Raw genomic sequence first — 22,045 nt, forward strand, 5'->3', positions numbered from 1 at the left:
AATTCGCACCCGCATATATAATTCCGGCGGCGCCGGCCACCCTACGCGTCGCGGCTGCCGTCCCCATTCCAAGCGACCCAAGATGTCTTCGATGACGCCACGATTCCTTCCCTCCGACGACCGCGACGCGCGATCCACGACCGTCGTCGCCCTTGAGCGGCTGCAACGTGACAAAGGGCGCTTCGCCGCATTCTTCCGGCAGGTGAACAACCGATTTGCGCGTCAGGCCCGCCGCCTCTATCCGTGGAGTCGCGACGCCGACATCGAGGACGCGCTGCAGTCGGCGCTGCTCTCGCTGTTCGAGCCGACGAGCGCGTTCTCGCTCGACGATGCCGCACGGATGGACGACGCGACGTTCGATGCACGCGTCGCGGGCTACGTGACCGGCGCGGCCACCAAGCAGCTGATTACCCGCCTGCGCAAGCTCGGCGTCGAATCGGTCCGGCTGACGTCGCTCGAGCAGTGGCTGGAAAACGAGCACGCGCTCGACGCGCTGCTGTCCGACCTCGGTGAACTGGCGCCGAGCCCCGAAGCCGCCGCGATACTTGCGCGCACGCGCGCCGCGGTCGAACGCTGCCTGTCGAAACTGACGGAGACGGCGCGCGAGACGTTCATGCTCGCGCTGGGCGGACACAAGGATGTCGAGATTCAGCAGATGACGAAGGCCGGTTCGCCCGTGTCGGTACGACGTCGCATTTCCGAAGCAAAGGCTCGCGTGATTGCCTGCGTGCAGGACCAGACGGGAGAAACGGCATGAGCAACGCACCGCGCCACACCACCGATCCGGACGACCCGGATCGCGACCTCGCCCTGGCCTACGTGCGGGGCGAACTCACGCCGGACGAACATGCACGGTTCGTCGAGCGGCTCGCGCACGATGCGGCGCTCCGGGACACGCTCGCCGTACTGGAAGCCGCCGCCGACATCGCGCAGGAAGCGCGCACCGCGGCGACGAACGATGCCGCGTTCGCGCGGCTTCAGGCCGCGCTCGGCGCCCGCGACACCGCGCATGCGCGCACGGCGGCCGACGCCCCGCGCAGCGCGCCGCAACCCGAGCGTCGCCAATCCTGGTTGGCGCGCGTGCAGGACTGGATGCGCGAACACTCGCTCGTCATGCAGCCGGCCTTGACCGCGCTCGTCGTCGTACAGGCGGTCGCGATCGTGCAACTGATGCGTGGCACCGAGCCGGACACGGTGCCGGACGCTGTCGTGCGGGGGGCGACGGGCCAGTGCACCGACGTGTGGGTCACTTTCCGGGACGGCGTCACCGAACAGGCGATTCGCCAGTGGCTGACGCTCTACGGCAGCAGCATCGTTGCAGGCCCGGACGGCTCCGGCCGCTACCGTATCGCGTCCACCGATGCGGACGCGCGCGCGGCGCTGCTGGGAAGCAGCGAAGCCGCACGACTTGCCGCACAGATCGATCGACCGCAGGGGTGCGGAAAGTAATGCGTTGATTCGGCGCGGGGCGCGGGAAAGCTGGCGTCGTTGGTCTGGTGGCGTGCGGATTCGCTGACGATTACGCGGCCATGACCGGCGTCTCCGCGCCAATCAAATGAACGCAAAGTCGGGGCCTCGCGCTGCGTCAGTGAATTGATCGGCGAAGACGCGCAAGCCGTACCGGGTCAATGATGTTCGTGCTGACCGGGTCGATCAACATGGCGCAATGCCGGTGATTCGCATGCGTCCGGCTCTGCAAGCGCCACGCTGGACAGCCTGATGCGTGATCGCGCTCAACAAGCCCCTCGCCTCATTGCGCCAGCTTGAATGCGTCGGCTTTAGTTGCATCCGATATCGATCGCAACACCTCGAGCTCCCCTGAACACGCGAGCAATCTGCGTCGTGCGGAGATCTCGCTGGCAGCATGCCGCTGCCAGTGTCCGCGCATCACGGCTGCGGTTTTATCACCCTCCCGGCAAAGCCAAATTCCACCCATTCCGCCTTTCCGGCCAGCGCGCACATGTCGCCTTCATGGAAGCGCGCCGGCAGGAAAACGCCAACGGCCGGACGCTGTGGCGCGAGCAAGCGCCGGTAACCGGGATGCGCCTGGAACGCTGACAACGACGCGCCCTTGATGGTCGGGATCGTGGCGGAGCGCATCGTGTCAGCCTCCTTCATGCGCCCGTTGCCGGTTCGGGCAGCGTGATGCCCTTGCGCACGGCGGGCCGCTGCGCCACACGCTCATGCCAGACGCTCATGTGCCGGTGCCGGCTGAAATCGAAGCCGATGATGCGGGCGATGTGCGTCCAGCCGAAATGCGCAATGTCGGCGATGGAATAGTCGTCCCCGGCCAGATACGGGTGCCGGGACAGATGACTGTCGAGCACGGCGAACACCCCTTCCGTCAGGCGGCGGTAACGCTCGATGGCGGCGGGTATCTTTTCCTCGGCGAACAGTTCGAAGTGCACCCGCTGCCCGATGATCGGGCCGACGCTGGACGAGTGGAATTGCAGCCACTTGATCGCCTCCCAGCGTGCCGCCGGCTCCTGCGGCAGCAGCCGGCCGGTCTTCTCGGCCAGGTAAAGCAGGATGGCGGCCGACTCGAACAGCGTGATTCCGGTGTCATCGTCGGTGATGACCGGAATGCGGCCATGCGGGTTCAGGGCCAGGAACTCCGGCTGCTGGTGCTCGCCTGCCTCGATGCGGACATGATGCAGGCGGTAAGGCAGCGCCAGTTCTTCCAGGGCGATCGTTGCCTTGAAGCCATTGGGTGAGCTGTCGGTGTAAAGGTCGATCATCGCGTCACGCCCAGACGGGTGGCTTGCCCCGGAAGGATGGCTGCCGCGCAGACCAGGCCGACCAGAACCATGCAGGCGGAAACGAGGATGGCATAGCTGAACCCCTGGGCCGCGCTGCCGCCACTGGCGAGGACGGCAATGCTCACGGCAACACCGACCGCAAGCCCGACTGCCGAGCCGATTTCCTGGGTGGTGGTGAGCATACCGCCCGCCAAGCCATGATCGGCAGCATCGATGCCTTCGATACCGGCGACTGTCCACGCAGGAAAGGCGACGCCATAGCCGATGCCGGCCAGCAAGGTGCCAGGCAGAATGGACGCGCTCCACGAGGCATCCGCCGACAATGACGTGCCCAGCAAGGCAAGACCACCGATGAACAGCACCATCCCGCCAAGGATGACGGGCTTGGTGCCCATTCTTGCGATCAGGACGGGCCCGACCCACGCGCTGGAGAGCGTGAAAGCGGTTGCCATCGGAAGCAGGCCCAGCCCGGTCTGTGTTGCGGTGAAACCCAGGACCTCCTGCATGTAGAGCGCGACCACCACGAACGTCGGTCCCAACGCCGTATTCGCCAGCAAGGAGACGAGATTCGCCCCGCCCGTCGAGCGCCGCCAGAAAATCGGCAACGGCATCAACGGAGATGCGACCTTGCTTTCCACCTGCACGAAGCCGGCCAGCAGGCCCAGCGCCAGCAGAATCAGCCCGAAGGTCGCAGGGGATGCCAGGCCGACGTGCTCGCTATTGGCAAAAGCGAAGACCAAGGTTGCCGCGCCGCTGGCGACCAGCACCGCGCCCCATACATCCAGGCGGCCGGACGCAGTGTGTGCATCCGGCTTGCCGAGCGGCAGGACGCCCGACAACGCGATGACCAGCACACCGACCGGCACGTTGATCCACAACACCCAGCGCCATCCCAGCACGTCCGTGATGATGCCGCCCAGGATCAGGCCCGCGACGAACCCGCTAGCGGCCACCGCCGTCCACGCGCCCAGCGCCCGGTTTCGTTGCCGAGGGTCGAGAAAGACCGCCAGCAGCAACGAGAAGGCCGCAGGCGAAAACATCGCGGCACCCAAGCCCTGCATGGCGCGGGTGGTAATCAGCAGCGCCGGGCTTTGTGCAAAGCCGCCCAGCAGCGAACCCGCGGTAAAGAGCGTCAGCCCGATCAGAAACACCCGTCGCCGGCCAAACATATCGGCAGCGCGGCCGCCCAGCAGCAGAAAGCCCGCGATGGCTACGCCATACGCATTGATGACCCATTGCAACCCGCCGGGCGTGAAACCCAGGCTTTGCTGGATTTGAGGCAGCGGGATCATGGTGATGGAAAAGTCGAGCAACGCAACGAACTGCGTCGTGCAAAGCAGGATCAGGCATAGCCGCCAATGCGGATGGGTCATGGTTGTCGTCCAGTCAATATAGGTTTACTAAAGCAGCGCAGCGTCCATGGACTTGTGCCATCATGGCCGTCGCTATGAGAAATCAGAAGCGATCATTTTTGCTTTTAGTCTTTAGAGAACCTAAATCGAATGGCTGCATCACTCCCTTTGCAAGCGCTGCGCACCTTTGTTGAAGTCGGCCAGCGCGGCAGCATCAAGGCGGCTGCCGAAGCGTTGCACGTCACATCCGGCGCGGTCAGTCAGCAGATCCGCTTGCTGGAAGACCGGCTTGGGATGGTGCTGTTCACTCGGGAGCGGCAGGGTTTGCGTCTGACCGAAGCCGGGGCCAGCGTGCATCCGTCGTTGCTCGAAGCCTTTGCGCAAATCGACAAGGCCGTCGACAGGCTGGAAGCGATCAAAGGCCGCCACACCCTGACAGTCAGTACCGTCGCGACCTTTGCCGCATCGTGGCTCGTGCCGCGCCTGGGGCGCTTCAACGAGCGGCATCCGCAGATCGAAGTGCGGGTCGAGGCGACTTCGGCGCTGACGGACATGCGCCGCGACCGGGTGGATGTGGCGCTGCGGCATGGGCTGGGAAACTACCCTGGCCTGGAAGTCACTCGCCTGATGGCTCCGGTGTTGGTGCCGGTGGCCTGCCCCGGGCTGGTGGCAGACCGTCATGCCGTCAAAGAACCCGGAGACTGCCTGAACTACCCGCTTCTGCACGATTGCGACCGGGCTGACTGGCCGCTGTGGTTCGCCGCGCACGGCGTGACCGATGATCCACGGGCGGAGCGCGGCACGGCGTTCGAGGACGACTACCTGCTGATCCGGGCGGCCGAGGCGGGTCAAGGACTGGCCCTGGTGCCGCAGGAATACGCACGCGAGGAAATCGCCGCCGGACGTTTGGTGCAGGTGCTGGACAAGCCCTGGCCGGCACGTTTCGCCTATTACCTGGTCACGCTGCCGGGTGCCATGCAGCGTCCGGAAGTCAAGGCGTTCGCGGATTGGATCGAGGAAGAAGCGCAAGCATCTGCCTGAACAACGTCCTTCGTTATCGGTTCTTCCTTGTCGTCGCCGCACCGGCGAACTGCCCTATCGTCGCCGGATCCGGCCATGGCCAAGTTATCTGCCGGGCATTGATTTGCACCGCGCAGCGTCGCGAAGAGCGATGTCGGCTTTCGCGCGGCGCCGTTGCGGCGCCTCCAGTCCCGATCACACGTTGCGCTATTCCTGAACTCGAGCAGCAAATCGCTCCATCAGGATAAGTATTCTTATCACAATAGCTCTGTTGAAGATCCAAACCCGCGTTTTTGCAAACGCCCCGCATGCCACGGGGCGTTCGTCTTTCAGCGCCCGATCGGCAGCCCCGTCGGCTCGATCCAGCCCAGCTTGTAAGCGATCAGCAGCGACAGGAACAGCGTGACCGACAGCCCGACGCGGGCCGCGAGCGACCAGGCCATCCGCTTGGACTTGCCGCGATCGTGATTCATGAAATACAGCGCGAAGATCAGGCTCGCGATGATCATCGCGAATGCCACGGAAACCAGCAGAGTTTTCATTGGTGATGCCCTTGAAGATCGGAATCGGCCTGTATCAGTTCGGCCAGTTTTTGCCGCTCGTCGGCGAGGTCGCCAACACCCGACGCCGGCCAGTCCAGCGCGACGCCATTGCCCAGCGAATCACGCACGAGCGCCTGGTAGCGCCGGTCGTTGATCCGGCCGTGGTCCATCGTTTCCGAGATCTCGCGCCGGAACGGCAGCGGGAAACTCGCGTACGCGCGCGACAGCGCTGCATATTGTCTCGCATCGATCTCTTTCGACGATGGTATGACAGTCCAGATCACCACGGCCACGATGGCCGTGAACGGGATCGCCGTGTAGCGAAGAATGAACTTGATCGGGGTCATGAAGCGGTGGGCAGAAGTGATCGCGAATGCGGGCGGCGCGGCCATGCGACAGCGAAGCCGCCGTCAGGCCGCGCCGCATGACATTGTACTGAAAGCCCTATGCGGCTAACAGAGTATGATAATGTCATTATCATTTTCGTCACATAATTCGAGAGAACCGGCGCCCATGCGCAGGCGGCGTGCCCGCCCTGCCGTCCGGCGCCGGTCTTCACGTCCGTGCCCGCGATCCGCGGCGATTGAGCGAAGCCCTTATGCCAGCGCAGTACTTTCGAAACCTGACGGGAAAACACCGCAGCGCGACCGCGAACCGTCAGCTCGGGTTTTCGCTGGCGTTCGTCGCCGGCGCGGCCAATGCCGGCGGCTTCCTCGCGGTCAAGCAATACACGTCACACATGAGCGGCATCGTGTCGGCGATCGCCGACCAGACGGCACTCGGCGACGTGCGGCTCGCGCTGGCAGGCATCAGCTCGCTGGGGTCGTTCCTGGTCGGCGCCAGTTGCTCGGCGATCCTCGTCAACTGGGGCCGCCGCCGCGGCCTGCACAGCCAGTTCGTGCTGCCGCTGCTGGTCGAGGCCGCGCTGCTGCTCCTGTTCGGGCTGCTCGGCAGCCACCTCGCGCTGTGGGAAACCTTCTTCGTGCCGGTAACCGTGACGCTGCTGTGTTTCATCATGGGGCTGCAGAACGCGACGATCACGAAGCTGTCGGGTGCGGAAATCCGCACGACGCACATGACCGGCATCGTGACCGACCTCGGCATCGAGCTCGGGAAGCTGTTCTACTGGAACCGGACGGCGGTCGACGTCGACGCGCATGCGGTCATCGCCAACCGCTCGAAACTGCGGATTCACGCGACGATGCTCACGTCGTTCTTCATCGGCGGCCTGGCTGGCGCGATCGGCTTCAAGCATGTCGGCTACGTCTCGACCGTGCCGCTCGCCGCGGTGCTCGTCACGCTCGCGATCGTGCCGGTGATCGACGACCTGCTCGCGCTGCTCCGCAGCAAGCGCTGATCGCGCACCAGGAGAGCGCTTTCGGCGGTGGCGCCGAAGGCGGATCGATTATAATTTGATTAACATACCGACCACCCTCGCCCCGCAATGGAAACGAAAACTGCCCGCCTGACCGTCCTGATCGACCCCGCAAAGAAGGAAGCCTTCGAGATGCTCTGCGCCGAGCAGGATCTCACGCCTTCGCAGGTCGTGCGGCAACTGATCCGCGAGTATCTCGACCGCCACGGCGTGACGTACAAGACCAAGAGCGCGCTCGGCAAGCGCGTGAAGTAAGCGCGGCTGCACCGGCCACGCCCGCGGCGCCGGTTACGCGCCGATCTCCCATCGCTCGTGCGGCTGCGCGCGCTGCACCAGCCGCCGAGGCTCGATGCCTTCCCCGGCTTTCATGCGCCGCGCCGTGGCCGCCAGCTTGAGCTCGCCGGCCTGCGCACACGCCAGTGCGCGTTCGAGCAGGATGCGCAACGACGGCAACCGGTTGCCGCCCTTCCACGCAAACGCGATGAAGTTGTTGTCGTCGCCGCACGGCACCAGCGTATACGACGCACCGAACACCGATCGCAGGTGCTCGAGATGCTGCGGCAACGCCGGATCGTCGTCCATGAAGTTGATCGCCAGCACGCCGGTTTCGCTCAGGCGCTCGCGGCATGCCGCGAGGAATGCGGCGCCCGTACACCGGCCCCGCAGGCCGTCGGCGACAAACGCGTCGTGCAGGATCACGTCCGTCCTGATATCCGCCCGCTCCAGATGATCGGCGCCGTCGGCGCACACCACCTTGAATCGGTTGTCATCAGCAGGAATCCTGAATGTGTCGCGCAGCGCGATCACGTCCGGGTTGATCTCGACCGCGTCGATCGCCGCGCCGGGCAGGTGCCGGTAGCAGTACTTCGCCAGCGAACCGCCGCCGAGCCCGAGCATGCAGATGTGCGCGGGCTCGGGTTGCAACAGCAGAAAGCCCATCATCACACGCGTATAGCCGAGCTCAAGCCGCCCCGGATCCCGGAGCGACATGAAGCTCTGCGTGCCGAAATGGTCGAAGTGCAGCGAAAGCGCGTGCTGCGTCTCCAGCACGAATGGCCGGCCGTCGTTCAGCGGCGTCGCCAGGAATCTGACGAACGCGTCGTAGGAAATTCGTTCCTCGGCCATACACGGGTAGTGGGTTGCAAACGGTCGATCGGGACGTGCGCGCTCAGACTTTCTTCAGGTAGCAGGCCTTCAGCATGAAGCCGCCCATGTCGGTCTTGCAGTCGACCTCGTGATCGCCGCCGACCAGGCGGATGCTCTTGACCTTGGTACCCATCTTCAGCGTGATCGAAGAGCCCTTCACGCGCAAGTCCTTGATCAGCACGACGGAATCGCCATCCGACAGCACGTTGCCGTTCGCGTCCTTGACGACGTCGCCCGCCGGTTCGTCGCCCGTTTCGGCGCCGGCACCGGCCGACCATTCATGGCCGCAGTCCGCGCATACGGTCAGCGTGCCGTCCGGGTAAGTGTTTTCCATCGCGCATTGCGGGCAGGCGGGGGCGGCGTTCATTGCAGCTTCCATTCGGGAGGAGTTGGGTCGTCGATAAAAATGCCGGGCGCGCTGGCAGCGTCGCCCGAATGGCCGGGAGGCACGCGCCGACGGATCGGCGGGCCGCCGTCAGCGCACACGGCATTATAATGCAATACACATATCTTGGCCGCTGTATTATAATTCCCGCTTTCGGGCCGTTCGCCGGACTTGCGGCCCGTTTCACCGAGAATGCCGGCACATCCAAGCAGGATGACATACCCCGGCTGCGCTGCCGGCCGCCCCGAGTCGTGCGGGGCAGCGCGTTTCACGCGCGCCTGGCGCACTGCCGGCCCGGCGCCGCACACCGATTCCGACGTCCCGTCCAGAGGCTTTCCGACATCGTGGCAACCGTTGTGTACGTTGAAATCGGCCCCGCGTGGAACCGCAACCGCGGCTACGCCGCACGAGAAGCAGCCGTCGACGCGGCGCGCGGCTTCGCAAGCGACATCCTGCTGATCGCGAACGGGATCAGCAGCGACGCGAAAGACAGCGCCGCCGTCGCGGCGCTGCAGGTGCACGGCGGCACGTCCGCGCAAGTGCTGGCCACCGGCCCCGACGAGGAGGCGGCACTGCAGGCGCTGCTGCCCGTGTTGCAGGCGCGCTGATTCGCGCGCCATCCGATGTCATGGCATCCCGCCCACCCCGAATCCCCACCTCACGAGGAAGCGATGAGCGACAACTTCACGTCAAACACCCCGAACCTGTCGGCCTCCGCCATCTGGGCGCTCGAACGCCTCGCCGACGTCCGCTATGGGCGCGATGCGCCGGCGCTCGGCTGGTCGATCGCGCGTGAGCTCGTCAGCGCAGGCTTCGTCAGCCATTCCGCCCATGGCCGCTCCGGCGCGTCGATCACGGCCGAAGGGCGGACCTTCCTGAAAAGCCGGAAGTAGATCGCCCCAGCGGGGCGAATCAGCTCGATCCTTTTGAGCATCGTATTGGCGAATGCGCGCCTCATGAGGATCGTGCTGCGCTTCTGAAATGGCGCCCCCTCGAACGAACAGGCATCAGGCAGCGTTCGGGTCAGGAAGCCAGTCATGCGCCGCATCGCCGTCTTCGCCATCAAATCCGCCAACGGCGCAACCGCCGGCGTCAATGCGCAAGTCCGCAAGGTCGCCGGCGACACCGCCCCCTTCCTGTTCGCGGCGGCCGCCAATGCGGCGGAGTCAATCCCGGCCGCTCGGCGCGGCGCCCGCCCGGGCAAGGGTTTTGCTATCATGCCGGCTCCCTGTCTTGCCGAAATGGACATGCCCGCTCGCAGAGTGCCGCCGTCGCCTGTCGTCGATCGCACGCCGCTGCTCGTCGAGGAACATCGCCGCCCGATCTGCCAGCGGGTGCGCGGACGGGGCACAACCAGCGCGGCATCGACGTGCTGACGGCCTGGCCGTCCCAAGCTCCCTCCTTTCCGGAAATCAAGATGCCGCCAGTCTCCTCCCCGCCCGTACTCGACACGCCGCGCCTCATCCTCGAAGGCCATCCGCTCGGCGACTTCGATGCGCTTGCCACGATGTGGGCCGAGCCGAAGGTCGTCGAGCACATCTTCAACGGCGAGCCGTCCGCGACGCGCGACTCGTGGATGCGCATGCTCGCGTATCGCGGGCTGTGGCCGCTGCTCGGCTATGGCTACTGGGCGATTCGCGAGAAGGCGTCGGGCCGCTATGTCGGCGATCTCGGTTTCGCCGATTTTTACCGTCTGATCGAGCCGTCGATTCGCGGCGTGCCGGAAGCCGGCTGGGCGCTCGCGACGTGGGCGCACGGCAAGGGCTACGCGACCGAGGCACTCGCGGCCGCGCTGGCGTGGCTCGACGGACAGCAGCGGTTCGAGCGCAGCGTGTGCGTGATCGCGCCGACCAACGTCGCATCGATCCGCGTGGCGGAGAAAGCCGGTTACGGCGAGCCGACGCGGATCCGGTTCAACGACACCGACTCATTGCTGTTTTCGCGCGCGAGCCGGTAAGCGACGATGGCGCACCGGCCATCGCCAGCGTGCCGCATCGGCTTGCGGCGCCGGTGCTTGATTCCCGCTCACCCCGCGACTCGTTCGTAGCGACGGGTAACGCGCCCGTTGTCCATCGGCCAGCAGTTGCCACGTTCATCCATCAATACCCGCATTGCCCCGATCGCCGTGTGAACCTCGCCCGGTTGATCGGGTGCGAGCGTCATCAAGAACGCCGAACGTGTTTCCGCAGCCCTGACGACCTCGCTCCAGTCAGCGCGGGCGACCGCGACTTCGATCGCATCCCTGACCAAATCGGCACCGTGGATGACGCACGACGACGCAATTTCGCATTCCTATTCGTCTATCGGTCCGTCGACAGGCATGCGCCTCGAAGGCCGACGCAGCGTCAACGCCGATCCGCACGCATGCAATAGCGGCAGTCGCGCACCGGGTGCGGGTAGCTGCGCGCACCGGTTATCGCCGTCTTCTTCGCCAGGTTTTTGACGCTGGGCCGGAAATGCGGCTCCTCTTTTTTCTCTTCGGTTGGGGGATTGTAAGGAGCCATTGACAATAGATCGTGTAATATTTCGTAATGATCTGTCGAGTAACCTTTACCTGGCCCGAATCGAGTGGCGTAGCGGCGTTCGCACAAGCCGACGTTCGCCAACGCTTTCGCCCGAACGGCTCCGGGTCGGGGTCCGCTCCCGGTGACGCGCCGGATATCGCGCCGACGCATTTTGCCCGTTCGTCGAGCCTTTCGTCGGCATTTGCGGCAAGTCGGCAAAGATTTCCGTGCGGACAGGTTCAGCGGGCGATGCAGATTTCGTCACATTCCTCTGGAATGTTACGCAGTATTATCCGCGTCGCTTCGGCTACCACGCGTTCGGACTGGGCCTAACCGCTCGCCATTTTCCCGTTTTGCCCCCTCGTTTAGCGATGCCCATCCGAATCCTGCTCGTCGAAGACGACGTTCAATTGTCCATACTGACCGCAGACTATCTGCGCAAGCATCAGTACGAGGTAGACACGCTGCTTGACGGCACCGATGCCGTGTCGACGATCGTCACGCAGCGCCCCGACCTGGTGCTGCTCGACATCAACCTGCCGGGCAAGGACGGTTTCGAGATTTGCCGCGAAGCACGCTTGCAGTACGACGGCATCGTCATCATGATGACGGCCCGCGACGAACTGTTCGACGAGCTGCTCGGCCTGGAATTCGGCGCGGACGACTTTCTCCACAAGCCGGTCGAGCCGCGCATTCTGCTCGCGCGGATCAAGGCCCACCTGCGGCGGCTACGCATGCGACCGGTCGACTACGTGCCGGCCTCCCCTCAGCGGTTCGAGTTCGGCAAGTTTTCGATCGACCGGGCGGATCGCAAGGTTCGCCTTCCTGACGGTAGCGCGCCTCGCCTGACGTCGACCGAATTCGACCTGCTGTGGGCCCTTGCCTGCCGCGCCGGCGAGGTCGTCAGCCGGGAAGACCTGACGGTGCTGTTGCGCGGCATCGAGTTCGACGGCTTCGATCGCTCGATCGACGGCCGGATCTCGAAGCTGCGCCGCAAGCTGCTCGATGACATCACGGAACCGAAGCGGATCAAGACGATCCGCTGCAAAGGCTATCAGTTCAGCAAGCACGCGTGGGAATAGCGCGGCATATGGGCCAACACGCTGCTTCGCGTGCGGCCTGTCGTGGCACGCGATCGCACGCGTCGGCCGGCCGCGCACCTCGCACTGCACGTGTGCAGCGCCCGCAGCAGTTGCCGTTTGGCGTCGGGCACGCCGATACCGGCCCGCAACCGGGCACCGTCACGTGCCGTTCGTCTTCTCGCCGAGCGCGGTGACGGGCGTCTCCGGATTGCGCGCAAGCCCTTGCGCGAACACCTTCAATCCTTCGAGCAACGGCGTCAGCGCGTCCCACAGCGCTTCGTCGTGCAGCAGCCGGTAGGCGCCGCGCACGCCGGGTGCGACATGCGCGTGCTGCGCCGGCTGCCACGCGCCAACGTGGTGCAGCGCGTCGGCAGCCGCGAACACGGCCTTGCCGAACTGCTCCGGCGGAATGCGCGACAGCGCCATCAAGAGCACCGCGAGATTCTGCATGCCGCTCTGCATGCCCGGCTTGTCGAGCGCATCGACGAACGTGTCGGCCAGCCGCGCGTTCGCGCTGACGACCTCGCTCGCCAAATGCAGGAATCCATGCCGGTGCAGGCTACCGAGCAGGTGTTCGAGCGCGTCGTGCGCGCCGGGCTCCATGTGCGGAGGGTTCGTGTCGGGAGACTGACGTTCGGTCATCGGCTTTCTCCGGTTGGGACGCCACGTGGCAGCCGCGACGGCGGCCACGCGCGCCGGTTGCGTTTCGCCCGTCGGACACCCCATGCCCGGCGGCAGCGGCCGCGATGCGCGGCAATGGGCCAGACAGGCGCGCGAACCGCGCGCGGTTTGCGCCGCGGCGGTTGCTTGCGCCGTTTCCATCGGCGAGCCATGCGGCCCGCCTGTCGAACGGCCGTGCCGGTACGCGCCGACCGGCCGCCGCCCTACCGCATGTTTCCCGTATGCCCCAGCGAATAGCGTCCCGGCTGCGGCCACACCGTCAGGCCGTGCGGCTCCATGCCGACGGGAATCGACCGGACCGCGCCGCTCGTGGTGTCGATCGCGTAGACGACGTCATCGAAGCGGCCCGACAGCCACAGCGTCTTGCCGTCCGCGCTGACGTTGCCCATGTCGGGGCTGCCGCCGCCGGGGATCGGCCAGGTTGCGACCACCTTGCGCGTCGTGAAATCGAGCACCGATACGCCGCCCTTGCCGTGGCGCGGCCCGTGGACCAGATTCGAGCCGCGATTCGCGATATAGAGCTTCGTGCCGTCGCGGCTCGGATACAGTCCGTGCGTCCCGACGCCGGTCGGGATGAAACCGGTCTTCGTGAAGCGGTCACCATCGACGACGTATACGCCGTCCGCCATCATGTCGGCGACATAGAACACCTTGCCGTCCGGCGACACGCGGATGTCCTGCGGCATCCCTTTCCGGTCGAGCTCGAGGTAGCCGATCACCTTGCGATTCACCAGATCGATCTTCGCCAGCTTGCCGCCGAACTCGCATGTGAAGAGCGCATAGCGGCCGTCGATCGAAAAGTCGGCATGGTTGATGCCCTTGCATTGCGGGACATCGAGGCTCGATTTCAGCGCCATCGTTTTGGGGTCGCGGAAGTCGAGCCGCGCATGTGCCTCGGCCACCACGATCGCATCCTTGCCGTCGGGCGTGAAATACATGTTGTACGGATCGTCGACGCTCACTGCCTGGCCGGGCTTGCCCGTCTTCGGATCGATCGGCGTCAGGCTGCCGTCGGTTCGACCTTCCGCATTGTTCGCGACCCATAGCGTCTGCAGATCCCAGGCCGGCACGACGTGCTGCGGACTGCGGCCGACGGCGAATCGGTCGACGACCTTGTACGTGGCCGGGTCGATCACGTAGACGTCGTTCGACCGCAGGTTCGGCACATAGATGCGCGGCAATGCACCCGCTACCGCCACGCTCATGCGGCCGGCCTGCGCCTCGCTGTACAGGTTGTCCGGGTTGATGACGGGCGGCATGCCGGGTACGGCCGCGACGGCGGACGCCGCGATCGCACCGTGGGCGCAGAAGCCGGCCAGCGCTGCCGCGATCACGATCGCGGGATGGGGGAAGCGGATGTGACGGTGAAAGCGCGGTTGCATGACGGTCCCTGTTCGATTGAATGGAACGACGGCAAAGGCGGAGCGACAGCGTGGCGGCGTCATCGGCCGGCGATTTCCTTTCTGATTGCATCGACGGTGCGCGACACGATGGCATCGGTGCCCAGCCGGCCGAGCTCGACGCTCGCATGACGCGGATCGCCGCCGTAGACACCGTCGACGGCCCCCGGCTTCGCGGCGTTGCGCAGCTTGTCGACCCGGACCATGCGCGGCGCCACCGCCAGCAGCAGCGACGTGTCGGCCAGCCCCGCATGGGTGCCGATATCCGGGGCCGGCACGCCATGCTCGCGCAGGATCTGGTCGTAACCGTCGGAACTGGTGCCGTAATACTCGGCCGGCACGAACGCGCGCGCGCCCGTGCCGGCCCACGACTTGTTGAGCCGGGCGACCGACTGCCTGATGTCATTCTGGTAGCCGCCGTGGTCGCCGAGAAACACGATGTTCGTGAAGCCATGGACCCGGAAGCTGTTGGCTGCGGATTCGAGGGTCTTTTCGAAGACGTCGTCGGGCACGGTGATGGTGCCCGGAAAGCGCATGTGCGACGTCGGCGGCGCATAGCCGCCCTCGGGCACATAGGCGATGACGGGCGCGACGATCGCGTTGCCGAGGCCTTCCGCGATCCGTTCGGACAGTACCCTGACCCGCGCGTTGTGCTTGCCGAGCGCGACGTACGGCCCGCTTTGCTCGGTCCCGCCGATCGGAATCAGGATGGTGGTCTTGCCGCCCCGGATGCTGTCGCGCAGTTCGGTCCAGGTCATGTCTTCGAGCTGCACCGTTCCCGGCACCTGGGCGAGCGCGGCCTGCGCGACGGTGAAAGCGAGGGCGGCGAAGATGGCGCGTGGCGGGCATTTCATCGCGGATTCTCGACGGAAGGAAAGAGACGACACTGCGTTCCCTCGCACCATAAACGAACTCGCGAGACTTGTCGCTGACTGCGGCGCAACGATTCACGCCGCAGGTCGAGAGAAAGCGTTTCGTCATGATTCCGCTTCCCATTTCCATCGAACATTTCTTTCAGAAAAATAATCAGATCATTCCAGTCTGAAAGAAAAGATCCCGCCGGAATGGGGCGGTAATTCTCAGCGATTGCGCAGTCGAAAATATATTGGTTATGCTTAGCGAAGCGTATTGACTTCACAATCTCGCGCCACCTAAAATTTAAAGGTCTTCACAAAAGGGGCTGACACCTTGGACAGTTGCAGTAGTCGATCTTCGAACAGTTTCGCTGCCTGATCGGCAGGACGTCCGCGCTCCCTTTTCCCAGCCGCCGTCTTGCCCTCAGGCAGGCGGTGCGCGCCCCGGTAAACCCTCCGTGCACCTTGTTGATTAGCGCCATGTGGCGCACGCGTTCGCGTGCGCGCCACACGGAACCGCGTCGCGAGCCTCGACTCGCGGCCGTATGCGTTCGCGCCTCGATCATTCATTCGCAGGCGCGTGGATAAACACGTACGCAGCAATCGCGCGTACCTACCGTTCACAAGGAACCGACATGCCCGGCACCGACAGTTATCCCTTATGTCATTCATTTCCAGTGTCTTTATTCACTGAGGAAAGCGAGTAGGCCCCAGTCGCCGCGCCCGTGATGCGCGCGATTTCCGTGTCTGCTGGCTTTTCGCAATCACGCGTCAAGCCAGGCGCACGGAGCACGATCATGAACTTCGGCCTTCTCCTGTCGAATCTGCCGCACATCGACGAATCGCGCGTCTGCTACGACGCGATGCTGTCGCTCAAACCACGCGAACCGCACCGGTTCGCCGCTTTCTGGCTCGGCCTCAAAGCCCTCGTTTCGTAACCCGCTCTCGCCCCGCTCCTGCATACGCAAGCGACACGATCGTTCGACGATTCGCGTCCTTGCGCATGCCGACGGCGCATTCCCGTTTCGCTCATCTGGGAGGAAAACAAAATGTCCGTACCCGCCAACATCTCGCCCCGCGACACTGCACGCGAACGCAGTGCCGTACTCGACGACGCCCACCTCGGCGACATCAAGGGCGCGCTCGGCACCATCGCGCACCACGACGTCGCGCCACGCACCAACTGGTGGGCGCGCTTCCGGACGCTGCTCGCCATTCTCGGCCCCGGTCTCATCGTGATGGTCGGCGACAACGACGCCGGCGCATTCGGTACCTATACGCAGGCAGGGCAAAACTACGGCACGACGCTGCTGTGGACCATGCTGCTTCTGGTACCGGTGCTGTTCGTCAACCAAGAAATGGTGCTGCGGCTCGGTGCAGTGACGGGGGTCGGGCACGCGCGGCTCATTTTCGAGCGTTTCGGCAAGTTCTGGGGCGCCTTCAGTGTCATCGACCTGTTCCTTCTGAACGCGCTGACGATCGTGACCGAGTTCATCGGCATCACGTTCGTGCTCGACTTCTTCGGCGTATCCAAGATCGCGGGCGTGTGCATCGCCGCCGCGCTCACGATGGCGGCGGTCAGCACCGGCAATTTCAGGCGGTTCGAACGCTTCGCCGTGTTCTTGTGCCTCCTGAGCCTGCTGCTGGTGCCGGTGCTGGTCTCGATCCATCCGCCGGTCAGCCAGATGGCACGCGACTTCTTCGTTCCGAACTGGCCCGCGCACTCGAAGCTCTCCGACGTGATGCTGCTCGTGATCGGCATCGTCGGCACGACGGTGGCGCCGTGGCAGCTCTTTTTCCAGCAGAGCTACGTGGTCGACAAGCGCATCACGCCGCGCTTCATGAAGTACGAGAAGGCGGATCTGTGGATCGGCATCGGCTTCGTGCTGGTCGGCGCCGTGGCCATGATCGCGTTCTGTGCGCAGCTCTATGCCGGCAAGCCCGAGTTCGGCAACTTCACCGATGCCGGCGGCATCATCAACGGGCTGGACAAATACGCAGGCCACACGTCGGCCGTGCTGTTCGCCATCGCGCTGTTCGACGCCGCGATCATCGGCGCGGCAGCCGTGTCGCTGTCGACGGCCTACGCGATCGGCGACGTGTTCAAGATCCGCCATTCACTGCATCGCAGCGTGACGGATGCGAAGGGCTTCTATCTCGTCTACTTCGGCATCGTCGCCGCCGCCGCCGCGATCGTGCTGATTCCCGGCAGCCCGCTCGGCCTGCTGACGGAAGCCGTTCAAACGCTCGCCGGCGTGCTGCTGCCGAGCGCGACGGTATTCCTGCTGCTGCTCTGCAACGACAAGGCGGTGCTGGGCCCGTGGGTCAACTCGAAGAAGCTGAACGTGTTCACGGGTGCGGTGATCTGGGTGCTCGTGATGCTGTCCATCATCCTGACGGCCTCGGTGATGTACCCGGACATGAGCGGGCAGACGATCCTCGACATGCTGGCCGGCGGCACGCTGCTGGCCATCGTCGGCTATGCGGCGACGGTCGCCGTCCGCAAGCTGCGACGTGATCCGGCAGACGGTGCGGGGACCGCGCAGGCATGGCCGGAAGGCGCGCGGGACACGTGGCGGATGCCGCCGCTCGACGAACTGCCGCCGCCCAACCTGACTCTGGCCAAGCGTGTGTGGATGGGCGTGTTGCGTGGCTATCTGTTGCTCGCCGTGGCGCTCGTCGTCGTCAAGGTCGTGCAAATGACGTTCATCAAGTAAGCGTCGCGCCGCGGCATGCACTGGATGCATGCCGCAGGCCTCGTCCGCACGCGTCCCATTCGCCGTGTGAGCGGCAGACGTAAGCCAAGGGTCAACAGGGGACCGACATCGTGAGCCGGATTCGTTTTGTTTCAGCACGTTCCATGCGGTTGGCAGGACGACATGCTCGCGTGCGCCTGTCGCGCGTACGCCGGACGTTGCGTCACGCGCCGCTCAGCCTGACCGAGCGCGTCGTGCTCATCCTGTGGGCCTGCATGCTGACGTCGCTGGTCTGGGTGTCGTTGCTGGTCGGGCTCGTTCGCACCATGCGCATCGCGCCCTGAGCGCGGCGAATCCGATCGTCAGGATACCTGCATGCCATGAGTATTCAACCGCAGTTCACCTCTCAACAACAGGATCAACGCATGAAGCAATACCTTTACGTTGCAACACTCGCCGCCGCACTCACCGTACTCGCCGCATGCAGCCATGCCGACGACGATGACGTGCCCAGCACTGCCGCCAGCGCGTCGTCCGCGTCGGCGCCTGCTGCGGCGGCAGATAGCAGTCCCGCGGCATCGGGCACGTCGGCCTCGGCAAGCGACCCGGCGGCGTCCGAGGACGCCGCTTCGGCCTCGCCTGCTTCCGGAGCCAGCCAGTAACCCCGGGGCACCTGACCGACCGATGGTGGATACCCGTCAAGTCACGCCCTGGCAGCGTGGCTTGACGACGGCGCATCCCCGGACACCGCGAGACTGCATCGCCTGTACGAATGGGAGTCCCCGATATGAGTCACGCACACCCGCTTCACAAGACGCACTTCGCACCGCTCCTTGGCGGCATCGTGGCGCTCGTGTCGGCACTGACGATCGTGGGCAGCGTTTGCCGCTCACCCGCCGCCGCCCCGCCCGTCACGTCCGGAAGTGCACCCCGGACGCCGGATGCGCCACCGGCTCATTGCCTGGTCTACGGAAAATATTGTCTTTCGGCGTTGCTGCACGGCCAGTAGGTTCGCCGTGATGCGCCGGCGACGGGGCTCGCGATCCGTCGCGCGCGGGCTCCGGCTAACGGCCGGCCACCGCACCCAGCTGTTCGACGATCGGCCCGAGTGCAAGTGCCGGCAAGTACGTGAGCGATGCGATCATGATCACCGTCCCGATCAGCAGCCCGATGAAGAGCATGCCGTGCGTCGGCAGCGTACCGGCTCCCGCCGCCCGCCGCCGCTTGCCCGCGAGCGACCCCGAGATCGCCAGTACCGGCACGATCACTGCAAAGCGGCCGAACCACATGGCGATCGCCAGCATCCCGTTGTAGTACGGCGTGTTGGCCGACAGGCCCGCGAATGCGCTGCCGTTGTTGTTGGCCGCCGACGAGAACGCATACAGGATTTCGCTGAACCCGTGCGGGCCCGGGTTGCCGATCCCGGCGATCCCGGCAGGCGTGACGACGGAAATCGCGGTGCCGACCAGCACCAGCAGCGGCGTCGCGAGAATCGCGATGGCCACCATCTTCATCTCGTACGCCTCGATCTTCTTGCCGAGATATTCCGGCGCGCGGCCGATCATCAGCCCGGCGATGAATACCGCCAGGATCGCGACGACGATCATGCTGAAAAGGCCGGAACCCGGCCCGCCGAATACGACTTCGCCCGTCTGCATCAATACCATCGGGACGAGACCGCCCACCGGCGTGAACGAATCGTGCATCGCGTCGACTGCGCCGTCGCCGCCGCTGGTCGTCACGGTCGCGTACAGCGCCGAAGACACGACGCCGAAACGCGTCTCCTTGCCTTCCAGGTTGCCGCCACGCTCGATCGACAGCGCCGCGGTCCCGTCATGCGGTGCGACGAGCGGCCCGAAGCCCTGCTGCTCCGCATGAATCGTGACCATGGCCGCGGCGACGAACATCGCGGTCATCGCGGCCAGCAGCGCCCATCCCTGCCGCCGGTCGCCGACCGCGACACCGAACGTGTAGCAGAGCGCGGCCGGTATCAGCAGGATCGCGATCATCTGCAGGAAATTGGTCAGCGGCGTGGGGTTTTCGTACGGATGCGCGGAATTCGCGTTGAAGAAGCCGCCGCCGTCGCCGCTCAGCAGCTTGATCGATTCCTGCGACGCGACGGGGCCCAGCGGCAGGCGCTGTCGTTGCGAGCGCATCGATTGCTGCACGACGTTGCCGGTGGCGTCGTGCATCGGCTGGCCCTGCGCGTCCAGCGTCGGTTGTTGCCACGTCACGGCCTGCACCGTGTCCACGTCGCGGTAGGCCGTGAAGTTCTGGATGACGCCCTGCGCCATGAATGCGATCGTGAACACGACGGACAGCGGCAACAAGACATAGAGCGTTGCGCGCGTGAGGTCGACCCACAGGTTGCCGACCGTCGCTGAACCGCGCCGCGCAATGCCCCGCATCAACGCGAACATCACGGCCATGCCGCTGGCCGCGGAAAGAAAGCTCTGTACCGTGATGCCGAGCATCTGGCTCAGGTAGCTCAGCGTCGTTTCACCCGCGTAGCCCTGCCAGCTGGTGTTCGTCGCGAAACTCACCGCCGTGTTGAACGCGGAATCCGGGGCCACGGCCGGCAGCCCCTGCGGATTGAGCGGCAACCACGGTTGCACGCGCTGCAGCACATACAGGAAGAGCGTGCCGACGGCACTGAACAGCAGCAGCGCGAGCGCGTAGGTCTTCCAGTTCATTTCGGCCTTCGGATCGATGCCGGCCGCACGGTAGATCCAGCGCTCGACGGGCCGCCCGATTGCCGACAGCAACGGCGCGTCGCCGTCAGCCACGCGCGCCATATAGAGCCCGAGCGGCTTGACGAGCGCAATCAGTACGACCAGAAACAGTCCGACCTGAAAGCCGGCACTTGCAACCATCCCTTCCTCCCGCAGCCACTGTGTATCGAAGAGTCTCTCACCCTATTTCAGCTCGTGAAAAGTCAAATCGATGCATAGACTGCGGTACATCGCGTAAACATCGCGTCAACGCAAATCACGTCGGCAACACGGCCACCGCCTTGATCTCGACGATATAGCCGGGCGCGCCGCCCAGCATGTGCGCACCGACCGCCGTCCACGCCGGCTTCGGGTGGGTGTCGAAGTAGCGGTCGCGCACCTGCATGAACAACGGCAGGTCGCGCATGTCGGTATGGAAGGTCGTCAGGTCGACCACGTCGCCGAACGATGCACCGGCAGCCTCCAGCACACACTTCAAATTTTCGAACGCCTGCACGATCTGTGCTTCACGGCCTTCGACGAGTTGCATCGCCGCATCGCGGCCGATCTGGCCAGATACGTACAGCGTATCGCCGACCTTCAGGCCGGGCGCGTAGCCGATCTTTTCGTACACCGCTTCCATTCCCGCCGGAACGATGGCTTTGCGATCACGCATGGGGGTCTCCGTGGCCGGCGTCTTCGCGCCGGCCGGTGGGTTGTCGATGAACACACGTTGAACACGTGCAAGCGGCGTCACGACCTGCCGCTCAACCCGTGTCGCCGCCCGCGACCGGCAGCACCGTGCCGGTGATGTAGCTCGCCTCGTCGGATGCGAGGAACAGGATCGGCGCGATCTGTTCGTCGAGGCTGCCGTAGCGCTTGAAGAACGTCGATTCCGTGACCTGGCGCACGGCTTCGCCCATCCATGCCCGTTCCTGTTCGCTGTCGCCGGCCGCGTTGCGCGGCACGCGGCGCGGCGGCGCGCTGGTGCCGCCCGGCGCGGTCGCCACGACCCGGATGTTGTGCGCCGCGTATTCCATCGCGAGCGCCGCCGTCAGCGCATTTACGCCGCCCTTCGCCGCCGAGTACGGCACGCGGCGGATGCCGCGCGTCGCGTTCGACGAGATGTTGACGATCGTGCCGCCGCCGCGCGCGAGCAGGTGCGGCAACACCGCGTGACAGGTATAGAGCGTCGGCATCAGCGAACGGCGGATTTCCGCATCGATCTGTGCCGGCTCGAATTCGGCGAACGGGCGCATGCGAATCGCGCCGCCGACGCCGTTGATCAGGATGTCGATGCCGCCGAACGTCTGCACGGCGTGCGCGATCGCCGCCTGCGCGCCTTCGTACGTTTCGAGATCGGCGACGAAGCCGGCCGTCTCGCAACCGGTCGCCTCGGCCGCGACCTCGGCGACGAAATCCGCGCGGTCGACGAACAGCACCCTGCCGCCTTCGGCCGCCGCGCGCAGCGCGACGCCGCGGCCGATGCCCTGCGCGGCGCCCGTGACGACGATGACCTTGCCAGAGAATCGTTGCAT

General features: G+C 65.2%; 28 protein-coding genes. 14 read left to right on the forward strand and 14 right to left on the reverse strand.

The features are described 5' to 3' along the window. The first annotated feature begins 91 nt into the window (after positions 1 to 91). Together ACN8ZM_RS35165 and ACN8ZM_RS35170 are read left to right on the forward strand one after the other, a co-directional pair. Positions 92 to 757 carry an RNA polymerase sigma factor gene (locus ACN8ZM_RS35165; protein WP_155292038.1) on the forward strand — a complete coding sequence of 222 codons (666 nt, stop codon included), beginning with the start codon at positions 92 to 94 and terminating at the stop codon, positions 755 to 757. Next, entirely contained in the window at positions 754 to 1,449 is a 696-nt protein-coding gene (locus tag ACN8ZM_RS35170; protein ID WP_420212712.1) for a hypothetical protein, read from the forward strand. The genes ACN8ZM_RS35165 and ACN8ZM_RS35170 overlap by 4 nt, the downstream gene beginning before the upstream one ends. A 438-nt stretch (positions 1,450 to 1,887) precedes the next feature. Here ACN8ZM_RS35170 and ACN8ZM_RS35175 read toward each other — a convergent pair whose 3' ends face one another. The 3 genes from ACN8ZM_RS35175 to ACN8ZM_RS35185 are packed head-to-tail and all read right to left on the reverse strand — an operon-like array spanning position 1,888 to position 4,132. Next, the gene (locus tag ACN8ZM_RS35175; protein ID WP_420212713.1) at positions 1,888 to 2,118 is read right to left on the reverse strand and encodes a hypothetical protein; all 231 of its coding nucleotides are present in this window, start codon (positions 2,116 to 2,118) and stop codon (positions 1,888 to 1,890) included. Next, positions 2,115 to 2,738, reverse strand: coding sequence for a glutathione S-transferase family protein (locus ACN8ZM_RS35180; protein ID WP_420212714.1), 624 nt, complete (start codon positions 2,736 to 2,738; stop codon positions 2,115 to 2,117). Before ACN8ZM_RS35180 ends, ACN8ZM_RS35175 begins: the two co-directional genes overlap by 4 nt. Further along, entirely contained in the window at positions 2,735 to 4,132 is a 1,398-nt protein-coding gene (locus ACN8ZM_RS35185) for an MFS transporter (RefSeq protein ID WP_205823880.1), read from the reverse strand. The genes ACN8ZM_RS35180 and ACN8ZM_RS35185 overlap by 4 nt, the downstream gene beginning before the upstream one ends. 129 nt (positions 4,133 to 4,261) lie before the next feature. Between ACN8ZM_RS35185 and gcvA the strand changes: the two genes are divergently transcribed. Next, positions 4,262 to 5,152, forward strand: coding sequence for a transcriptional regulator GcvA (gene gcvA / locus ACN8ZM_RS35190; protein ID WP_043187839.1), 891 nt, complete (start codon positions 4,262 to 4,264; stop codon positions 5,150 to 5,152). A 308-nt stretch (positions 5,153 to 5,460) separates the two neighbouring features. On the opposite strand, the gene ACN8ZM_RS35195 is transcribed toward gcvA, so the two are convergent. Beyond that, on the reverse strand, positions 5,461 to 5,673 hold the full coding sequence (locus tag ACN8ZM_RS35195) for a twin transmembrane helix small protein (protein ID WP_006489184.1): 213 nt from the start codon (positions 5,671 to 5,673) through the stop codon (positions 5,461 to 5,463). Next, positions 5,670 to 6,020: a hypothetical protein gene (locus ACN8ZM_RS35200; RefSeq protein WP_043187942.1), complete on the reverse strand. Its 351-nt coding sequence runs from the start codon at positions 6,018 to 6,020 to the stop codon at positions 5,670 to 5,672. The genes ACN8ZM_RS35195 and ACN8ZM_RS35200 overlap by 4 nt, the downstream gene beginning before the upstream one ends. A gap of 251 nt (positions 6,021 to 6,271) precedes the next feature. Here ACN8ZM_RS35200 and ACN8ZM_RS35205 point away from each other — a divergent pair, with 251 nt between their 5' ends. Both ACN8ZM_RS35205 and ACN8ZM_RS35210 read left to right on the forward strand, forming a co-directional pair. Next, the gene (locus ACN8ZM_RS35205; RefSeq protein ID WP_420213315.1) at positions 6,272 to 7,030 is read left to right on the forward strand and encodes a YoaK family protein; all 759 of its coding nucleotides are present in this window, start codon (positions 6,272 to 6,274) and stop codon (positions 7,028 to 7,030) included. Between the two features lie 87 nt (positions 7,031 to 7,117). Continuing rightward, positions 7,118 to 7,303 carry a ribbon-helix-helix protein, CopG family gene (locus ACN8ZM_RS35210; protein ID WP_021158209.1) on the forward strand — a complete coding sequence of 62 codons (186 nt, stop codon included), beginning with the start codon at positions 7,118 to 7,120 and terminating at the stop codon, positions 7,301 to 7,303. A gap of 33 nt (positions 7,304 to 7,336) precedes the next feature. Here ACN8ZM_RS35210 and ACN8ZM_RS35215 read toward each other — a convergent pair whose 3' ends face one another. Both ACN8ZM_RS35215 and ACN8ZM_RS35220 read right to left on the reverse strand, forming a co-directional pair. Continuing rightward, entirely contained in the window at positions 7,337 to 8,173 is an 837-nt protein-coding gene (locus ACN8ZM_RS35215) for a spermidine synthase (protein WP_205823882.1), read from the reverse strand. 43 nt (positions 8,174 to 8,216) lie between these two features. Continuing rightward, positions 8,217 to 8,561, reverse strand: coding sequence for a zinc ribbon domain-containing protein YjdM (locus ACN8ZM_RS35220; protein WP_021158207.1), 345 nt, complete (start codon positions 8,559 to 8,561; stop codon positions 8,217 to 8,219). 362 nt (positions 8,562 to 8,923) lie between these two features. Here ACN8ZM_RS35220 and ACN8ZM_RS35225 point away from each other — a divergent pair, with 362 nt between their 5' ends. The 4 genes from ACN8ZM_RS35225 to ACN8ZM_RS35240 all read left to right on the forward strand — a co-directional run bounded on the left by ACN8ZM_RS35225 (position 8,924) and on the right by ACN8ZM_RS35240 (position 10,536). Beyond that, positions 8,924 to 9,187 carry an HPr family phosphocarrier protein gene (locus ACN8ZM_RS35225; RefSeq protein ID WP_043187851.1) on the forward strand — a complete coding sequence of 88 codons (264 nt, stop codon included), beginning with the start codon at positions 8,924 to 8,926 and terminating at the stop codon, positions 9,185 to 9,187. A 63-nt stretch (positions 9,188 to 9,250) separates the two neighbouring features. Beyond that, entirely contained in the window at positions 9,251 to 9,472 is a 222-nt protein-coding gene (locus ACN8ZM_RS35230) for a hypothetical protein (protein ID WP_021158205.1), read from the forward strand. A gap of 144 nt (positions 9,473 to 9,616) precedes the next feature. Beyond that, positions 9,617 to 9,955: a hypothetical protein gene (locus ACN8ZM_RS35235; protein ID WP_420212715.1), complete on the forward strand. Its 339-nt coding sequence runs from the start codon at positions 9,617 to 9,619 to the stop codon at positions 9,953 to 9,955. 41 nt (positions 9,956 to 9,996) lie between these two features. After that, a complete protein-coding gene (locus tag ACN8ZM_RS35240; protein ID WP_043187854.1) occupies positions 9,997 to 10,536 on the forward strand; it encodes a GNAT family N-acetyltransferase in 540 nt (179 codons plus the stop codon). A gap of 388 nt (positions 10,537 to 10,924) precedes the next feature. Here the strand turns inward: ACN8ZM_RS35240 and ACN8ZM_RS35245 are convergent, their stop codons facing one another. Beyond that, positions 10,925 to 11,083, reverse strand: coding sequence for a hypothetical protein (locus ACN8ZM_RS35245; protein WP_420212716.1), 159 nt, complete (start codon positions 11,081 to 11,083; stop codon positions 10,925 to 10,927). A 371-nt stretch (positions 11,084 to 11,454) separates the two neighbouring features. Between ACN8ZM_RS35245 and ACN8ZM_RS35250 the strand changes: the two genes are divergently transcribed. After that, positions 11,455 to 12,165 carry a response regulator gene (locus ACN8ZM_RS35250; protein WP_043187865.1) on the forward strand — a complete coding sequence of 237 codons (711 nt, stop codon included), beginning with the start codon at positions 11,455 to 11,457 and terminating at the stop codon, positions 12,163 to 12,165. Between the two features lie 159 nt (positions 12,166 to 12,324). Here the strand turns inward: ACN8ZM_RS35250 and ACN8ZM_RS35255 are convergent, their stop codons facing one another. The 3 genes from ACN8ZM_RS35255 to ACN8ZM_RS35265 form a co-directional block, all read right to left on the reverse strand. Then, on the reverse strand, positions 12,325 to 12,807 hold the full coding sequence (locus ACN8ZM_RS35255; RefSeq protein ID WP_043187944.1) for a DUF1641 domain-containing protein: 483 nt from the start codon (positions 12,805 to 12,807) through the stop codon (positions 12,325 to 12,327). Between the two features lie 242 nt (positions 12,808 to 13,049). After that, positions 13,050 to 14,228 carry a hypothetical protein gene (locus ACN8ZM_RS35260; protein WP_420212717.1) on the reverse strand — a complete coding sequence of 393 codons (1,179 nt, stop codon included), beginning with the start codon at positions 14,226 to 14,228 and terminating at the stop codon, positions 13,050 to 13,052. A gap of 59 nt (positions 14,229 to 14,287) precedes the next feature. Continuing rightward, positions 14,288 to 15,100 (reverse strand): creatininase family protein, encoded by an 813-nt coding sequence (locus ACN8ZM_RS35265; RefSeq protein ID WP_420213316.1) that lies wholly within the window; start codon positions 15,098 to 15,100, stop codon positions 14,288 to 14,290. 797 nt (positions 15,101 to 15,897) lie between these two features. Here ACN8ZM_RS35265 and ACN8ZM_RS35270 point away from each other — a divergent pair. The 4 genes from ACN8ZM_RS35270 to ACN8ZM_RS35285 all read left to right on the forward strand — a co-directional run bounded on the left by ACN8ZM_RS35270 (position 15,898) and on the right by ACN8ZM_RS35285 (position 18,458). Further along, positions 15,898 to 16,038 (forward strand): hypothetical protein, encoded by a 141-nt coding sequence (locus tag ACN8ZM_RS35270; RefSeq protein WP_205823885.1) that lies wholly within the window; start codon positions 15,898 to 15,900, stop codon positions 16,036 to 16,038. A gap of 111 nt (positions 16,039 to 16,149) precedes the next feature. Then, positions 16,150 to 17,817, forward strand: coding sequence for an NRAMP family divalent metal transporter (locus ACN8ZM_RS35275; RefSeq protein WP_420212718.1), 1,668 nt, complete (start codon positions 16,150 to 16,152; stop codon positions 17,815 to 17,817). Positions 17,818 to 17,960: 143 nt separating this feature from the next. After that, positions 17,961 to 18,140, forward strand: coding sequence for a hypothetical protein (locus ACN8ZM_RS35280; protein ID WP_420212719.1), 180 nt, complete (start codon positions 17,961 to 17,963; stop codon positions 18,138 to 18,140). A gap of 36 nt (positions 18,141 to 18,176) precedes the next feature. Further along, positions 18,177 to 18,458 carry a hypothetical protein gene (locus tag ACN8ZM_RS35285; RefSeq protein ID WP_420212720.1) on the forward strand — a complete coding sequence of 94 codons (282 nt, stop codon included), beginning with the start codon at positions 18,177 to 18,179 and terminating at the stop codon, positions 18,456 to 18,458. Between the two features lie 402 nt (positions 18,459 to 18,860). Here the strand turns inward: ACN8ZM_RS35285 and kdpA are convergent, their stop codons facing one another. The 3 genes from kdpA to benD all read right to left on the reverse strand — a co-directional run bounded on the left by kdpA (position 18,861) and on the right by benD (position 22,045). Next, on the reverse strand, positions 18,861 to 20,669 hold the full coding sequence (gene kdpA / locus ACN8ZM_RS35290) for a potassium-transporting ATPase subunit KdpA (RefSeq protein WP_420212721.1): 1,809 nt from the start codon (positions 20,667 to 20,669) through the stop codon (positions 18,861 to 18,863). A gap of 115 nt (positions 20,670 to 20,784) precedes the next feature. After that, complete coding sequence (locus ACN8ZM_RS35295) at positions 20,785 to 21,183, reverse strand: RidA family protein (protein ID WP_420212722.1); 399 nt, start codon at positions 21,181 to 21,183, stop codon at positions 20,785 to 20,787. A 91-nt stretch (positions 21,184 to 21,274) separates the two neighbouring features. Continuing rightward, entirely contained in the window at positions 21,275 to 22,045 is a 771-nt protein-coding gene (gene benD, locus ACN8ZM_RS35300) for a benzoate diol dehydrogenase BenD (protein WP_420212723.1), read from the reverse strand.

The sequence above is a fragment of the Burkholderia aenigmatica genome, from assembly GCF_048627025.1.
In the GTDB taxonomy this organism is placed as follows: Bacteria; Pseudomonadota; Gammaproteobacteria; order Burkholderiales; family Burkholderiaceae; genus Burkholderia; species Burkholderia aenigmatica.

What these genes read in the sequence shown, in the direction of transcription:
- ACN8ZM_RS35180 (WP_420212714.1), bottom strand. Translation starts at nt 2,738, where the DNA reads ATGATCGACCTTTACACCGACAGCTCACCCAATGGCTTCAAGGCAACG.
- benD (WP_420212723.1), bottom strand. Translation starts at nt 22,045, where the DNA reads ATGCAACGATTCTCTGGCAAGGTCATCGTCGTCACGGGCGCCGCGCAG.
- ACN8ZM_RS35195 (WP_006489184.1), bottom strand. Translation starts at nt 5,673, where the DNA reads ATGAAAACTCTGCTGGTTTCCGTGGCATTCGCGATGATCATCGCGAGC.
- ACN8ZM_RS35230 (WP_021158205.1), top strand. Translation starts at nt 9,251, where the DNA reads ATGAGCGACAACTTCACGTCAAACACCCCGAACCTGTCGGCCTCCGCC.
- ACN8ZM_RS35170 (WP_420212712.1), top strand. Translation starts at nt 754, where the DNA reads ATGAGCAACGCACCGCGCCACACCACCGATCCGGACGACCCGGATCGC.
- ACN8ZM_RS35165 (WP_155292038.1), top strand. Translation starts at nt 92, where the DNA reads ATGACGCCACGATTCCTTCCCTCCGACGACCGCGACGCGCGATCCACG.
- ACN8ZM_RS35175 (WP_420212713.1), bottom strand. Translation starts at nt 2,118, where the DNA reads ATGAAGGAGGCTGACACGATGCGCTCCGCCACGATCCCGACCATCAAG.
- ACN8ZM_RS35285 (WP_420212720.1), top strand. Translation starts at nt 18,177, where the DNA reads ATGAGTATTCAACCGCAGTTCACCTCTCAACAACAGGATCAACGCATG.
- ACN8ZM_RS35255 (WP_043187944.1), bottom strand. Translation starts at nt 12,807, where the DNA reads ATGACCGAACGTCAGTCTCCCGACACGAACCCTCCGCACATGGAGCCC.
- ACN8ZM_RS35215 (WP_205823882.1), bottom strand. Translation starts at nt 8,173, where the DNA reads ATGGCCGAGGAACGAATTTCCTACGACGCGTTCGTCAGATTCCTGGCG.
- ACN8ZM_RS35205 (WP_420213315.1), top strand. Translation starts at nt 6,272, where the DNA reads ATGCCAGCGCAGTACTTTCGAAACCTGACGGGAAAACACCGCAGCGCG.
- ACN8ZM_RS35275 (WP_420212718.1), top strand. Translation starts at nt 16,150, where the DNA reads ATGTCCGTACCCGCCAACATCTCGCCCCGCGACACTGCACGCGAACGC.
- ACN8ZM_RS35270 (WP_205823885.1), top strand. Translation starts at nt 15,898, where the DNA reads ATGAACTTCGGCCTTCTCCTGTCGAATCTGCCGCACATCGACGAATCG.
- ACN8ZM_RS35245 (WP_420212716.1), bottom strand. Translation starts at nt 11,083, where the DNA reads ATGGCTCCTTACAATCCCCCAACCGAAGAGAAAAAAGAGGAGCCGCAT.
- ACN8ZM_RS35235 (WP_420212715.1), top strand. Translation starts at nt 9,617, where the DNA reads ATGCGCCGCATCGCCGTCTTCGCCATCAAATCCGCCAACGGCGCAACC.
- ACN8ZM_RS35185 (WP_205823880.1), bottom strand. Translation starts at nt 4,132, where the DNA reads ATGACCCATCCGCATTGGCGGCTATGCCTGATCCTGCTTTGCACGACG.
- ACN8ZM_RS35250 (WP_043187865.1), top strand. Translation starts at nt 11,455, where the DNA reads ATGCCCATCCGAATCCTGCTCGTCGAAGACGACGTTCAATTGTCCATA.
- ACN8ZM_RS35240 (WP_043187854.1), top strand. Translation starts at nt 9,997, where the DNA reads ATGCCGCCAGTCTCCTCCCCGCCCGTACTCGACACGCCGCGCCTCATC.
- gcvA (WP_043187839.1), top strand. Translation starts at nt 4,262, where the DNA reads ATGGCTGCATCACTCCCTTTGCAAGCGCTGCGCACCTTTGTTGAAGTC.
- ACN8ZM_RS35280 (WP_420212719.1), top strand. Translation starts at nt 17,961, where the DNA reads ATGCGGTTGGCAGGACGACATGCTCGCGTGCGCCTGTCGCGCGTACGC.
- ACN8ZM_RS35295 (WP_420212722.1), bottom strand. Translation starts at nt 21,183, where the DNA reads ATGCGTGATCGCAAAGCCATCGTTCCGGCGGGAATGGAAGCGGTGTAC.
- ACN8ZM_RS35220 (WP_021158207.1), bottom strand. Translation starts at nt 8,561, where the DNA reads ATGAACGCCGCCCCCGCCTGCCCGCAATGCGCGATGGAAAACACTTAC.
- ACN8ZM_RS35210 (WP_021158209.1), top strand. Translation starts at nt 7,118, where the DNA reads ATGGAAACGAAAACTGCCCGCCTGACCGTCCTGATCGACCCCGCAAAG.
- ACN8ZM_RS35265 (WP_420213316.1), bottom strand. Translation starts at nt 15,100, where the DNA reads ATGAAATGCCCGCCACGCGCCATCTTCGCCGCCCTCGCTTTCACCGTC.
- ACN8ZM_RS35200 (WP_043187942.1), bottom strand. Translation starts at nt 6,020, where the DNA reads ATGACCCCGATCAAGTTCATTCTTCGCTACACGGCGATCCCGTTCACG.
- kdpA (WP_420212721.1), bottom strand. Translation starts at nt 20,669, where the DNA reads ATGGTTGCAAGTGCCGGCTTTCAGGTCGGACTGTTTCTGGTCGTACTG.
- ACN8ZM_RS35260 (WP_420212717.1), bottom strand. Translation starts at nt 14,228, where the DNA reads ATGCAACCGCGCTTTCACCGTCACATCCGCTTCCCCCATCCCGCGATC.